Annotated in this window: 11 protein-coding genes; 8 read left to right on the top strand and 3 right to left on the bottom strand. The window is 51.9% G+C overall.

Going from position 1 to position 12,981, the window contains the following annotated elements:
- The gene (locus BTJ40_RS17775) at positions 1-978 is read right to left on the bottom strand and encodes a S41 family peptidase (protein WP_108734330.1); all 978 of its coding nucleotides are present in this window, start codon (positions 976-978) and stop codon (positions 1-3) included.
- The gene (locus BTJ40_RS17770; protein WP_108734329.1) at positions 975-1,451 is read right to left on the bottom strand and encodes a MarR family winged helix-turn-helix transcriptional regulator; all 477 of its coding nucleotides are present in this window, start codon (positions 1,449-1,451) and stop codon (positions 975-977) included. Before BTJ40_RS17770 ends, BTJ40_RS17775 begins: the two co-directional genes overlap by 4 nt.
- Before the next feature lie 260 nt (positions 1,452-1,711).
- On the opposite strand from BTJ40_RS17770, the gene BTJ40_RS17765 reads away from it, so the two are divergent.
- The 4 genes from BTJ40_RS17765 (at position 1,712) to BTJ40_RS17750 (ending at position 6,228) form a co-directional block, all read left to right on the top strand.
- A complete protein-coding gene (locus tag BTJ40_RS17765; protein WP_108734328.1) occupies positions 1,712-4,564 on the top strand; it encodes an ExeM/NucH family extracellular endonuclease in 2,853 nt (950 codons plus the stop codon).
- A gap of 305 nt (positions 4,565-4,869) precedes the next feature.
- On the top strand, positions 4,870-5,415 hold the full coding sequence (locus BTJ40_RS17760; protein ID WP_108734327.1) for a hypothetical protein: 546 nt from the start codon (positions 4,870-4,872) through the stop codon (positions 5,413-5,415).
- Between the two features lie 52 nt (positions 5,416-5,467).
- Positions 5,468-5,836 carry a hypothetical protein gene (locus tag BTJ40_RS17755; protein ID WP_202862823.1) on the top strand — a complete coding sequence of 123 codons (369 nt, stop codon included), beginning with the start codon at positions 5,468-5,470 and terminating at the stop codon, positions 5,834-5,836.
- A gap of 29 nt (positions 5,837-5,865) precedes the next feature.
- Positions 5,866-6,228, top strand: a complete 363-nt coding sequence (locus BTJ40_RS17750; RefSeq protein WP_108734326.1) for a VOC family protein — start codon at positions 5,866-5,868, stop codon at positions 6,226-6,228.
- 92 nt (positions 6,229-6,320) lie between these two features.
- On the opposite strand, the gene BTJ40_RS17745 is transcribed toward BTJ40_RS17750, so the two are convergent.
- Positions 6,321-7,583 (bottom strand): 6-phosphofructokinase, encoded by a 1,263-nt coding sequence (locus BTJ40_RS17745; protein ID WP_108734325.1) that lies wholly within the window; start codon positions 7,581-7,583, stop codon positions 6,321-6,323.
- A gap of 287 nt (positions 7,584-7,870) precedes the next feature.
- Here BTJ40_RS17745 and mpl point away from each other — a divergent pair, with 287 nt between their 5' ends.
- From mpl to BTJ40_RS17725, 4 genes are all read left to right on the top strand, one after another.
- A complete protein-coding gene (gene mpl, locus BTJ40_RS17740; RefSeq protein WP_108734324.1) occupies positions 7,871-9,244 on the top strand; it encodes a UDP-N-acetylmuramate:L-alanyl-gamma-D-glutamyl-meso-diaminopimelate ligase in 1,374 nt (457 codons plus the stop codon).
- Between the two features lie 98 nt (positions 9,245-9,342).
- On the top strand, positions 9,343-9,933 hold the full coding sequence (locus BTJ40_RS17735) for a flavin prenyltransferase UbiX (RefSeq protein ID WP_238152228.1): 591 nt from the start codon (positions 9,343-9,345) through the stop codon (positions 9,931-9,933).
- A complete protein-coding gene (locus tag BTJ40_RS17730; RefSeq protein ID WP_108734323.1) occupies positions 9,926-10,213 on the top strand; it encodes a SelT/SelW/SelH family protein in 288 nt (95 codons plus the stop codon). Before BTJ40_RS17735 ends, BTJ40_RS17730 begins: the two co-directional genes overlap by 8 nt.
- A 118-nt stretch (positions 10,214-10,331) precedes the next feature.
- A complete protein-coding gene (locus tag BTJ40_RS17725) occupies positions 10,332-12,914 on the top strand; it encodes an RND family transporter (protein ID WP_108734322.1) in 2,583 nt (860 codons plus the stop codon).
- Positions 12,915-12,981: the final 67 nt, after the last annotated feature.

The following is a 12,981-nucleotide window of genomic DNA, read 5'->3' as shown; positions in this document are numbered from 1 at the left end:
TTATTGACGATTGCCTGCCATTACTTTTAAAGCGATCTGAATGATTTCCCGGTTACCGGCTTCAATATCGGGAATTACACCCAGTCCTTCCCAGTTGAGGCGGCTGTCGACAATAGTGGAAACCGGGCGCTTATCAGGGATGCCGATTTCAAAGCCATTTGGGAGGGACTGGGGTGATTCCATCATATGTGCCCCACCGGCGCTGGCAGCACCGATAACCGTGGCTCGGCCCAGCTGCTGTAGTGCAAAGGCGGTACTCTCTGATGCGGAGAAGGATCTCTCATCAATCAGTATCACCAGTGGCCTGTCACTACCATAGGCGGGCCAGGGTTGAGGTGAAATACGTTTCGGTATTTCTCTCCTCTTGCGACTTTCAATAAAAAAGGGAAAGGGAGATTGGGGGTCAATGAATGATTGCAGAACAGCATAGGCTGTTTCTTCGTCTCCGCCGCCATTATTGCGTAAATCCAGTATAAAGCCCTCGCTGTGGCTAAGCAGAATAAAAGCGGCAGCCAGGGTTTGCTGGGCATTTTCAAAGGTGTGGAAGGAGGAGAGGGAAAGGTAGCCAATGTTACCCGGAAGAATCTCAATTTTCTTAACGCCAAAGTTATTGCTGGGCGCTTCAGCTTGCCATTGTTCAATCCAATTGTGGGCTTCTATGCGTGTGTCGACATGCTCCACGTAGAAATGTTTATCCCCGGACAGGGTGCGAATTTCTTCAGTCAGGGTGTGAGCAAATTGTTGGTAGTCACTGCAAAGGTGATTAAAGCGCTTAGATTTTGCCAGCCTGTTGAGCTGAGCAGATAATGTGTCTGCTTTCTCTTCCAGCACATAGCGCTCTTGAATCGCCGATGCTGCAGCTTGAATAATTTGAGCTGTCTCAAACTGGCAGGAAATCGCTGCACTGGAACTGGCCGCGAGAGACGTGGAAAAAAAACTGATAAATACCGCTAAACTCATTTTGAGCTGGCGTTTCATGTCTGTATAGCCTCCGCTGGTAGGTTTTTTTGTATGCGTTCCAGGTAAGGGCGCTCTTTCAAAGCTTGAATCGCCTCATTGAGTATTTCTGATAGTGGTACAGATAACTCGGCACTGAGGGAATGCTCAGCTTCCACCGTTGCTAACCACTGTTGCTTAAGCTTGGGTATTAACGCTCTACCTTTGCGGGTCAGGCGAATTTTTCGTTGGCGCGCATCCTCTCCGGAAGAAGCCTGTACCAGCCCCTGTTTGATCATGCCTTTCACGGTTTGGCTAACTGCTGGCTGGGAAATATGAGTACTCGCAACCACCTCGCTAATAGTGATATCCCTCTTATGTAAAAGCGCACGTATTATCGGTGTATAGCGAGGTTTATAACTTTCCAGGCCACAGAGGTTATAGCTTTCCGCAACATCACCATCCAGTAACTCCAGAAGGTAGCGGAGCTGAGTTCCCAGCTGGCTGTATTTCATCACATATATCCATAAGTAGTTATATAAGTGACTATATAATATTGTGTGTACTTTTCAAGCCCATTGAGCGCCGTTCTATCCCTTCGCAGATACAATGTCGTTTTTTCTTTGTGTGACGAACTTTGCGAGTTCACTGTGAAGTGGATTTTCGGTCACAGGTTTGAAATTGAAATTTCATATTTCATTCATCGAACTTTAGGAATTAACCGCCAATCTTTGCGCCGCTTGATCTGTGTCAGGTACAACGTGAAGGAAAAACTATGAAAGAGATTGGCTTGGCTGCCCTTGCAGCCCTGGGGTTACCATTTGCGGCGGAAGAGGTCCAAGCCAGCGACCTCATTATTTCTGAATACATCGAGGGCAGCAGCAATAACAAAGCCCTCGAAATCTACAACGGCACTGGTGCAGCGGTTGACCTGAGTAGCTATAGCATTGAGCTTTACTTCAATGGCTCCGCTACGGCGGCTTCAACCATCGCTCTGACTGGAAGTTTGGCAGATGGCGATGTTTATGTATTCGCCCATGGCAGTGCAGACTCTTCAATTCTTTCTGTTGCTGACCAGATTTATACCAGCGGCTTGTTTAATGGGGATGATGCTGTTGCCCTGAGCGGGCCCAATGGGCATGTGGATGTTATCGGCCAGATCGGTGTTGATCCCGGTAGCCAATGGGGCGGCAGCAGTCTGGGCACCCAGAATCAAACCTTAATCCGCGACTGGAGTGTGAGCGAAGGCCGTGCTGATGGCAGCACGGATTTTGACCCCGCATCAGAATGGTCTAGCGCAGGTCAGGACGACTTTTCTAATCTTGGCTGGCACAGCGAAGATGGCACCGGTGGCGGAGACGGCGGCGGTGATGACGATGTTGTGCTCGGCGATTGTGGAGATATTTCTACTTTAATCAGCCAGATTCAGGGTGATGACTTTGAAAGCGCTCTGGAAGACGAGCGCCACGAAATTGAAGCGGTTGTTGTCGGTGATTTCCAAGACACCAGTACAGGCCTTTCCGGCTTCTTCCTGCAAGAGGAAGACAGTGATCAGGATGGCCAGGTCAATACTTCTGAGGGTCTGTTTGTACATGACAAAGGCTTCGGTGTAGATGTACAAGTCGGAGACCTGGTTCGCGTCGGTGGTGTGGTCACTGAATACTATGACTTTACCGAATTAGATGAAGTTGATGGTGTAACGGTTTGTGGTAGCGGCTACAGTGTCACTGCCGAGGAAGTCTCCTTGCCATTTAGTTCTGTCGAAGAGCAGGAGCAATACGAGGGGATGCTGGTTGAGTTCCCGCAAGCCCTGATGGTGAATGATCACTATAACCTGGGGCGCTATGGTGAAGTTACCCTTGCCAATGGCCGTCTCTATATTCCCACCCATAATAATGAACCAGGTGTTGCAGCCGTTGTGCAGGAAAGTGCCAACGATCTGAACAGGGTTGTGCTGGATGATGGTTCCAGTGTGCAAAACCCCGAAGAGGTGCCTTTCCCCGTTTCCGGCCTCAGTGCCAGTAATACCTTACGCAACGGCGATACGGTAGAGGGATTACGCGGTGTAATGGGGTATAGCTACAGCGCATATCGTGTACATCCCGTGGAAGCGCCGGAATTTATTGCCGCCAACCTGCGTGAAAGTGCTCCGGAATTACCGGGTATGGGCAGTTTGAAAATTGCCAGTTTTAATGTTTTGAATTATTTCAATGGCGATGGCAACGGTGAGGGATTCCCTACTTCCCGAGGCGCTGATACTGAAGAAGAATTCCTGCGCCAGAGAAGTAAAATTGTTTCCGCTATTTTAGGCCTGGATGCCGATATAGTAGGCCTAATGGAAATTGAGAATGATGGCTACGATTCTGACAGCGCTATCCAGGATTTGATTAATGGCCTCAATGCCGCTACCAGCAGTGAAAATTATCAATTCATTAACCCTGATCTGACCCAATTGGGCACCGATGAGATTACTGTGGGGCTGATTTATCGCAGTGATCGGGTAATGCCTGTGGGTGCTGCTGCAACAACCGATAGCTACCCATTCGATGACGGTAACCGCCAGCCTCTTCTGCAAGCCTTCGCCGAATCATCAAGTGGTGAAGAGCTGGCCGTGGTGGTCAACCACTTTAAATCAAAAGGTAGTTGCCCGGGTGATGGCAGCCTGAACGATGACCAGGATGATGGTCAGGGCTGCTGGAACTCCCTGCGCACAGAAGCAGCGGACGCTCTGGTGTCATGGATTGATACTGACCCAACAGGTAGCGGCACTGACCGTGTTCTGGTGCTCGGTGACCTCAATAGCTACGCCCGCGAAAATCCGATTACTACCTTAAAGGATGCCGGTTACACCGACTTGCTGGAAGTATTCGGTGAGGGCGAAGCTTACTCCTATGTCTACAGCGGTGAGTCCGGATACCTGGATCACGCCCTAGCCAGTGAAGCTTTGGCCCCTTTGGTAACTGGTGCTGCCGACTGGCATATCAATGCCGACGAACCTCGGGTGCTGGATTACAACATCGAGAATAAAACCGATGAGCAGGTGGAGAGTTTCTACTCGACTGATGCATTTCGCGCTTCAGATCACGATCCGTTAGTGGTTGAGCTGGACCTGGGAGCAGATAACCTGGAACCGGTTGCTGGATTTGAGTGGAGCATTGAAGGCTTTGAAGTGAACTACCTCGATAGCAGCGTCGATACCGATGGCACTATCGTTAGCTGGGCCTGGGACTTTGGTGATGGCACTACCAGTACTGAGCAAAACCCCAGTCATAGTTACGATGCTGCAGGTACCTACTCTGTAATCCTGCAGGTTGAAGATGATCGGGGGGCGATTTCCGTAATTGAGCAGCTTGTAAAAATTGAGGAAGTTGTTGAACTTCAGGCTGACTTTAAGGTGCACAGCTTCCTGCGTTGGGTATGGGTTGAAGAGCGCAGTAGTTACGATGGCGACGGTAGCCTGAGCTACGAGTGGGACTTTGGCGATGGCACCAGCCGCTCCGGCCCCTGGGCACTACACCGCTATTCTAACGGTGGTAGTTATGAAATTACCCTGACAGTTAAAGACGATTTCGGTAATGAAGATAAAGCCTACCGTGAAATCGAGGTTCGCAAGCCGTTTTGGCACTGAGATGAATATCAACAACAATAAATAATTAACTCCACATATTGAGCGGTCGGATATTAAGGCAAGAGATATCCGGCCGTTTTCTTTCCTCTTTCCTCGCTATTGGCGCCCCTTTTTTACTTTTATCTTTTTACTTTACCGAGTCCAGACAATCGGCGTATAGCCGTGTATGGAAATACTCCGTTTAATGGCTTGGCATGGTGATAATATTCTGTTGCTGAACGGGCTACTCCAGTTTCAGGGTATGGTGTGCCCGCGGAGTAATACTCAAGGACTTAAAAGTGCCGTTAGTCAAAGGAATTTGAAAAATGATAGTAACACCTTCGTGGGAACCGTTGCGCCCGCTGAGCCATTACCTGGATGCTCCAGACACTGCTGGTGTCTACGAGATAGGTTTTAGGAAAGATAAATATATGGCATTGCAAAATACGGCTTTTGGTTTACACGCTGTTGGCTACCCGACAGGTTTTTACCCAATGTATGTGGGCAAGCATAGACGTTCATTGCGAAAGCGCCTGGGAGAGCACTTTATCGGTACCAATTCTGTGGGAAAAAATAGAAGGGGTTCAAAGGCTAGTAAGTCGATTAAAAACTACTACAACAGTTACTTGCCAGAACTGGAAGCTATGCAGAGTAAAATTCCAATGGAATTGCGTTTCCCATTGGATGGTCTTTTCTTTACTTGTATCCCCTTGCGGGAACCAGACAAGTTTGAATCCATGGTCAGGTTAAGCCATTTTAATTACCCTTGGAATCGTCGTGATGAAGGACATGCAAGGGATCAGGCTAATGATACGGAAAGTTTAGATTTCGGTTATACCTATCGGCCAAAGGCGGTGCAGTTTATCGGTTGAGTCTGTCAGTTACCAGTTGGTGACCTTGTTGAATTACTGTGGGGAGAAAAGCATGCAGGCACTTAAAACATTAGAAGGGTTGAGCCTGGAGTGGACTGGCACTCACTATTCAAAAGAAGGTGATTTCCCGGACCTGTCTACCCACACGGTAACCTATGAAACCGCAACCCATTGTTACGTTACGGCGGCTGGTAAGTTAGTAGGAGAAGCTTCATATACCTATGAGGCTATGGACGATCGAATGGCGGCGCTGATTTATCGGCCTGATATTTATCAGGGGCGAAAAGGGGTGGTGCTTTATGCGATGCTTGATTTTGTACAGATGATGGATCGCGCCATTATCCTTTATAGGGAGCGGCCACTGGCATTGGCAAATGGCAGTTTTCAGGTGGTGAATACCCCGGTACGACCCACGGCCTGATAACTGAAAACACCGGAAATGGAGAGCTTATGAAAGAGTATGAAAAAATTAATTATATTGAGTTGCCCTCCAGGGATTTAGATAAGACTAAGGCATTTTTTACTGAGGCTTTTAATTGGATCTTTACTGATTACGGACCAGATTACAGTGCTTTTTCCAATGCAGGATTGGACGGTGGCTTCTTCAGGGCGAAGCTGCAAAGCGCTACAGAGAATGGAGCTGCACTGGTGGTGTTATACAGCCGAGACCTGGAGGGTACCCTGGAAAAAATTGTGCGGTGCGGAGCCGAAATCGCCAAGCCAATTTTTTCCTTTCCCGGCGGTAGGCGCTTTCATTTTAAGGAGCCTTGCGGCAATGAGTTTGCAGTCTGGTCTGATGTGGAGGAGGCTTAGCGGGCAGGGCTAAAATGCAATAGCTGAAATATCCAAATAATAAAGCCCCCGGTTTTACTCGGGGGCTTTATTAACTTTGGCAACCGTTTCTATTAAGCTTCGAAATCGGTACCCAGCTTCTTTTCCACCAGCTGCTTTTTCAGGGTGGTGTGCTGAGGGATGCCATTTTTGTAGGGAGGGTAGTCCTCGCCTTGAATTAATGGCAGCAGGTACTTGCGTCCCTCTTCGGTGATACCAAAGCCGTCTTCACTGATATATTCGCGCGGCATAAACTTTTCTACGTTGGCGACTTCAGACAGTGGTGCCTCTGCGATGGACCAGCTGTACTCTTCACCTTCTGCGCGAATAATGGCTGGCATAATGGCATTTTTGCCTGCTACAGCCATTTCCACCGCGGCGCGACCTACGGCGTAGGCTTGCTCAACGTCGGTAGCAGAAGCGATATGGCGGGCGGCGCGCTGGAGATAATCTGCCAAGGCCCAGTGGTATTTGAGGCCGAGTTCGCTTTTGATCATGTTGGCCAGGGTCGGTGCAACACCGCCCAGCTGCTTGTGGCCAAAGGCATCGGTGGTGCCGGCATCGGCGAGGAAGGTGCCGTCTTCGTATTGGGCGCCTTCGGAGGCGACGATAACGCAGTAGCCTTTCTCGTCTACGGTCTTTTGTACCTTGGCGAGGAACTTCTCTTTATCGAAAGCGATTTCCGGGAACAGGATGATGTGGGGGGCATCGCCTTCCTGCTCCTGGGCCAGAGCGCCGGCAGCGGCAATCCAGCCTGCGTGACGGCCCATCACCTCGAGAATAAATACTTTGGTGGAAGTGGCGCACATGGAGGCTACGTCCATTGCCGCTTCCTTCGTGGACACAGCAACATATTTAGCAACGGAGCCAAATCCCGGGCAGCTGTCGGTCAGGGGCAGGTCGTTATCCACAGTTTTGGGGATATGGATGGCCTGGATTGGATAACCCATGGTCTCGGATAGTTGGGATATTTTCAGGCAGGTGTCTGCGGAGTCGCCACCACCGTTGTAAAAGAAGTAGCCAATATTGTGCGCCTTGAAGACTTCGATCAGGCGCTCGTATTCTGCGCGGTTATCTTCCAGACTTTTCAGTTTATAGCGGCAGGAACCAAAGGCACCGGAGGGGGTGTGGCGCAGTGCAGCAATATCCTCTGCGCTCTCCTGGCTCACGTCGATCAGTTCCTCGCGGAGTGCGCCGAGAATACCGTTTAGCCCTGCGTAGACATTGCCAATCTGGTCCGGGTTTTCACGCGCAGCTTCAATTACGCCGCAGGCGGATGCGTTGATCACGGCGGTAACGCCACCGGACTGCGCATAAAAGGCGTTCTTTTTCGACATGGTTATCCTGTGCTTATAGAGATATAGAGAAGTATCCCGATCCGGTAGTCCGCCTCGCATCTAGTTCTAAACATTTGTGCCAGTGGGGATAACCGGGAGCTCGTATCGGGTGTCGACCCTTTCGGGAAAGTTCCTACCACCGTACCGGGGATGAGGCCGACCAATGCGGGGGCGGAGTCTAATGGAATAGCGAGTAAATTGCATGGTAACTGGGGTATTTGGCAATTACTGGCTCGATTTGCCATGTTAAGCTTGCGCCGCAACCCGTAGGAGTACATTTTTCCGCTATGCATATTCATATTTTAGGTATTTGCGGCACATTTATGGGCAGTTTGGCCCAACTGGCGGTGGCGGAAGGGCACCGCGTAACCGGCAGTGACGCCAATGTTTATCCACCTATGAGCACCCAGTTGCAACAGGCGGGTATCCAAATTACCGAGGGCTATGATCCCGCACAGCTGGAGCCCGCCCCTGACCTGGTAATTATTGGCAATGCCATGTCCCGGGGAAATCCGGCAGTAGAGGCGGTGCTGGAAAAAGGGTTGGCTTATACCTCCGGCGCTCAGTGGTTGTGCGATCATTTCCTGGGTGGCCGCTGGGTATTGGCGGTTTCAGGGACCCACGGCAAAACCACCACCGCCAGTATGCTGGCCTGGATTCTGGAAGCGGCAGATATGCAGCCGGGCTTCCTGATTGGTGGGGTTCCGGCTAATTTTGGCGTCTCTGCTCGTTTGGGAGAATCTCCCTTCTTTATTGTCGAGGCGGATGAGTATGACACTGCCTTTTTTGACAAGCGCTCCAAGTTCGTGCACTACCGCCCGCGCACTGTGATTATCAACAACCTCGAATTTGATCACGCGGATATCTTTGAGGACCTCGCGGCCATTCAGAAACAGTTCCACCATCTGGTGCGTACAGTGCCCGCCAGCGGCTTGATCGTAGCCTCTGCGGAAGAGAACGTAGAGCAGGTGTTGGACAAAGGTTGCTGGAGCCAAGTACAGCGGGTTAGCAGTGATGGTGTGCAGCTTGGAGACTGGTGTGCAGTGGATATTGCCGCCGATGGCAGCAGTTTTACGGTTCAATTTGAAGGTGAAGCCGTAGCTCGAGTCGAGTGGAACCTGACCGGACAACACAATGTACAAAATGGCCTCGCGGCTATGGCTGCGGCGCGGCATGTGGGTGTCACCCCAGATTTGAGTTCCGCGGCCCTCGGGCGCTTCCAGGGGGTTAAACGCCGTATGGAGTGCCTGGGAGAAGTGGCCGGCATTCGTGTCTACGATGATTTTGCCCACCACCCCACCGCGATTGAATCCACCCTCAATGGCCTGCGAGCGAAGGTAGGGGAAGACAAAATCATTGCCTTGATTGAACCGCGTTCCAATACCATGCGTATGGGAGTGCACCAGGGCAAGCTGGCCGACTCCTGCTCCGGGGCCGATATGGTGCTCTGGTATCAGCCGGAGGGAGTTAACTGGTCCCTGGAGGACGTCGCCCACCACTCATCGGTGCCGGCCAAAACTTTTGGTTCGATTGAAGACGGTGTGGAATCTGTGTTGCAACTGGCCGATTCCGGCAGCCATATCGTTGTGATGAGCAACGGCGGCTTTGGCGGTATTCACCAACGCCTGATCGGTGCCCTGGAACAGAAATACGATCTGTAAGTCAGAAAACTAGTGCTCCCTGTAGTCCCGTGCTCGCAGGGCTTAATAAGGTATCGACTTTGCATCAATCCTCTTTCGAGAAGACCGTAACCCTGGCCATGACCGGGGCTTCCGGTGCCCAGTATGGTTTACGCCTGCTTCAATGCCTGCTGGCTTCGAATGTGCGCGTATGGCTGCTGCTGTCTGAGGCGGCTCAGGTGGTCATCAACACCGAAACTGATATGCAATTGCCGGAGGGCGATGAACGCGAGTTGCAGAATTTCCTCGCCGATCGTTTTGCTGCGCAGGAAGGCCAGCTGACCTTGTTCAGCAAACGCGATTGGTTTTCCCCGGTGGCTTCTGGAACCGGGGCGCCAGCCAGTATGGTGATCTGCCCGGCAAGTGGTGGCACCCTGTCTGCGGTGGCCTGCGGAGCATCGAATAACCTGATTGAGCGGGCTGCAGATGTAGCTCTGAAAGAGCGCCGCCAGCTAATTCTTGTTCCCCGCGAGGCGCCTTACTCCGAGATTCACCTGGAAAATATGCTGAAGCTCACCCGCATGGGGGCCATGATCCTGCCGGCCAGCCCGGGCTTTTACCAGAAACCGAACTCGGTGGAGGATATTGTGGACTTTGTGGTGGCGCGACTGCTCGACCAACTGGGCATAGAACAGAAACTGTTGCCCAGCTGGGGAGACCAGGATGGGTAATGGGTTAAAACCGAGTATTACTATTCACTATTGCGTGCAGTGCAACTGGATGTTGCGAGCCACCTGGATGGCCCAAGAATTGCTGCACACTTTCGCCGATGACCTCAATCAGGTTGCATTGCAACCGGGTACTGGGGGAGTATTCGAGATTCGGATTGGCGAAATTTTGATCTGGGAACGCAAGCGCGACGGCGGCTTTCCCGGTGCCAAGGAGCTCAAACGTCGCGTAAGGGACACCCTGTTTCCCGAGCGCGACCTGGGGCATATCGACAATCCCTGAAAAAAGTTCCAATAAAACGGTGCGATGGCAAATTTTAGGTTTGCTAATTCATCGCATAGGCGAACAATATGCACGCCGCAATGCGGCCAGTTTTTAGTTTGGAAAGAAGCGGAAATTTATGCTGTCAGCTTTACAGAAGTCTTATGAATACTTGGTGACCAAGCGGCCCGCTGCGGTGTTGGTGGTTATCGGCCTGTTAACCCTGCTGGCAGCCCTTGGATTGTCCCGCCTGAAGATCGACGCCTCCGCCGATTCCCTCACTCTGGAAGCTGATAAATCCCTGGATTATTTCCGCGAGATTTCCGAGCGCTATGCCAGTGGCGATTTCCTGGTTGTTACTTACCGCTCCAAGACTGGGGACCTGTTCAGTGATGCGTCCCTGGAAACCCTGGGCAAGTTGCGGGATGAATTGGCCAAGGTAGATGGCGTGTCCAGTGTGCAGAGCATTCTCGATGTCCCACTGCTGTACAGCCCCAAGCTGGTTCTCACCGATATCAGTGATGAGGTGCGCACGCTCTCCAGGCCCGATGTCGACCGGGATATGGCCCGGCAAGAGTTCCTTTCCAGCCCGATTTATCGGGAGTTGATCCTGAGCCCGGACGGGCAGACGACGGCCATACTGGCGAACCTGAAACTGGATAGCCGCGGCATCGAGATGGTGCGTGAGCGGGATGCTCTGCGCAGCAAGCGCAATACTGAGGGATTGACCCCTGAAGAGGCCGTTCGCCTGGAGGAGATCAGCGCCGTCTATCTGGCCCACCGTACTGAGCAAGAAAAAGTTGCCCACCAAAGAGTCGATACCGTGCGCGCAATCCTGGCTGGCTACAACGGTGAAGCGGAGCTTTTCCTCGGTGGTGTCACCATGATTACCGCCGATATGATTTCGTTTATTAAAAGCGACCTGCTGGTGTTCGGTGTGGGAATTCTCGCTTTTATCGTGATTACGCTGTTGCTGATTTTCCGTCAGCCGCGCTGGGTGCTGTTGCCGCTGATGACTTGTGTTACTACTGCGGTGGTGATGCTGGGGCTACTCGGCTGGCTGGACTGGCGACTGACAGTGATCTCGGCCAATTTTGTCGCACTGCTGTTAATCATTACCTTGGCAATCACCATCCACCTGGCGGTGCGCTACCGGGAATATATTGCCCAGAACCCGGATTGGGACCTTGAAAAACTGGTATTGCAGACAGTGCGCTTTATGGCCAAGCCCTGCCTGTATACCGCACTGACCACCATCGTGGCTTTTGTGTCCCTGGTGGTGAGCGGCATTCGCCCGGTTATCGATTTTGGCTGGATGATGACTATGGGTGTGACCGTGGCTCTGCTGCTGTCGTTCCTGATTATTCCCAGTTTCCTGATGGTGCTGCCGAAGCGCGTGGGCAGTGTGAGTGAAGATAACTCCCACGCATTTACCCTGCAATTTTCCCGCTTTGCCGAGCGCCACAAGTTTGTGGTGCTAGGTATTTCACTGCTGGCAGCCGTCGTGAGTGTGGTGGGCATATCCCAGCTGAAAGTGGAAAACCGCTTTATCGATTACTTCGATGATTCCACGGAAATTTATCAGGGCATGCTGGTGATCGACCGCCGCTTGGGTGGCACTGTGACTCTGGATATTATCCTGGATCAGCCCGAGGAGCAGGAGGCGGCTTTCGAGGGAGAAGAAGACCCCTTCGCTATGGAAGCAGAGGAAGATCCCTTCGCTGTAGAGGAGGACCCCTTTGCCTCCGATGATCCATTTGGTAGCGAAGAGGAGTCTGCGGAGCAGAGCTACTGGTTTACGGTTGCCGGTTTGACAAAGCTGGAGCAACTGCACGATTACCTGGAGCAACAGCCGGAGATAGGTAAGGTTCAATCTCTGGCGACCCTGTATAAAGTTGCCGTGGATCTGAATGGCGGTCCCCTCAATGACTTTGAGTTGGCGGTGGCCAATACCAGCCTGCCGGCCGAAATCCGCTCTGTCCTGGTTGATCCCTATCTATCTGCGGAGAACAACCAGGCTCGTATCACCTTACGAGTGATGGAGACAGACCCCACCCTGCGTCGCGATGAGCTGATCCAGCGCATCTACAACTACGCTCACAATGAGATGGGTATTGCTCCAGAGAATGTTCATCAGACCGGCCTGTTGGTTCTGTACAACAATATGTTACAGAGCCTGTTTAAGTCCCAGATCCTGACCCTGGGTGCCGTCTTTGTTGGCATCCTGTTGATGTTCCTGGTGCTGTTCCGCTCTCTGTGGATTGCTCTGATTGCACTGGTGCCAAATATGCTGGCGGCCTGTGTGGTACTTGGTGGTATGGGGCTCGCGGGTATTCCGCTGGATATGATGACGATCACTATCGCCGCGATTACCGTGGGTATCGGTGTGGATCATGCGATTCACTACCTGTATCGGTTCCGCGCCGAGTTTGCCAAAGACGGTAATTATCTGGCGACCATGCACCGCAGTCATGCGACTATCGGCCGCGCCATGTTCTACACCGCTATCACGATTATTGTCGGTTTCTCAATTTTGGCGCTGTCAAAGTTTGTTCCGTCGATCTATTTCGGCCTGCTCACCGCACTGGCGATGTCCGCCGCTTTGCTGGGTTCCCTGACCCTTCTGCCACTGTTGCTGGTGATGTTCAAGCCGCTCGGTCGTCAGAGACGAGCTGATGAAGTTGAGCCGGAGGTGCCGATGCAGGAGGCGCCCAGCGCCTGAATCGAAGGAATTTTGAGTATAAAAAAGCCGGGATAACCCCGGCTTTTTCATGTCTGCTTATCTAGCG

It is taken from the genome of Microbulbifer sp. A4B17 (genome assembly GCF_003076275.1).
Taxonomy (GTDB): domain Bacteria; phylum Pseudomonadota; class Gammaproteobacteria; order Pseudomonadales; family Cellvibrionaceae; genus Microbulbifer.
This window is presented reverse-complemented; position numbering and strand designations above follow the sequence as displayed.

Coding starts and splice junctions, on each gene's coding strand:
- BTJ40_RS17775 (WP_108734330.1), bottom strand. CDS start 978: ATGAAACGCCAGCTCAAAATGAGTTTAGCGGTATTTATCAGTTTTTTT.
- BTJ40_RS17770 (WP_108734329.1), bottom strand. CDS start 1,451: ATGAAATACAGCCAGCTGGGAACTCAGCTCCGCTACCTTCTGGAGTTA.
- BTJ40_RS17765 (WP_108734328.1), top strand. CDS start 1,712: ATGAAAGAGATTGGCTTGGCTGCCCTTGCAGCCCTGGGGTTACCATTT.
- BTJ40_RS17760 (WP_108734327.1), top strand. CDS start 4,870: ATGATAGTAACACCTTCGTGGGAACCGTTGCGCCCGCTGAGCCATTAC.
- BTJ40_RS17755 (WP_202862823.1), top strand. CDS start 5,468: ATGCAGGCACTTAAAACATTAGAAGGGTTGAGCCTGGAGTGGACTGGC.
- BTJ40_RS17750 (WP_108734326.1), top strand. CDS start 5,866: ATGAAAGAGTATGAAAAAATTAATTATATTGAGTTGCCCTCCAGGGAT.
- BTJ40_RS17745 (WP_108734325.1), bottom strand. CDS start 7,583: ATGTCGAAAAAGAACGCCTTTTATGCGCAGTCCGGTGGCGTTACCGCC.
- mpl (WP_108734324.1), top strand. CDS start 7,871: ATGCATATTCATATTTTAGGTATTTGCGGCACATTTATGGGCAGTTTG.
- BTJ40_RS17735 (WP_238152228.1), top strand. CDS start 9,343: ATGACCGGGGCTTCCGGTGCCCAGTATGGTTTACGCCTGCTTCAATGC.
- BTJ40_RS17730 (WP_108734323.1), top strand. CDS start 9,926: ATGGGTAATGGGTTAAAACCGAGTATTACTATTCACTATTGCGTGCAG.
- BTJ40_RS17725 (WP_108734322.1), top strand. CDS start 10,332: ATGCTGTCAGCTTTACAGAAGTCTTATGAATACTTGGTGACCAAGCGG.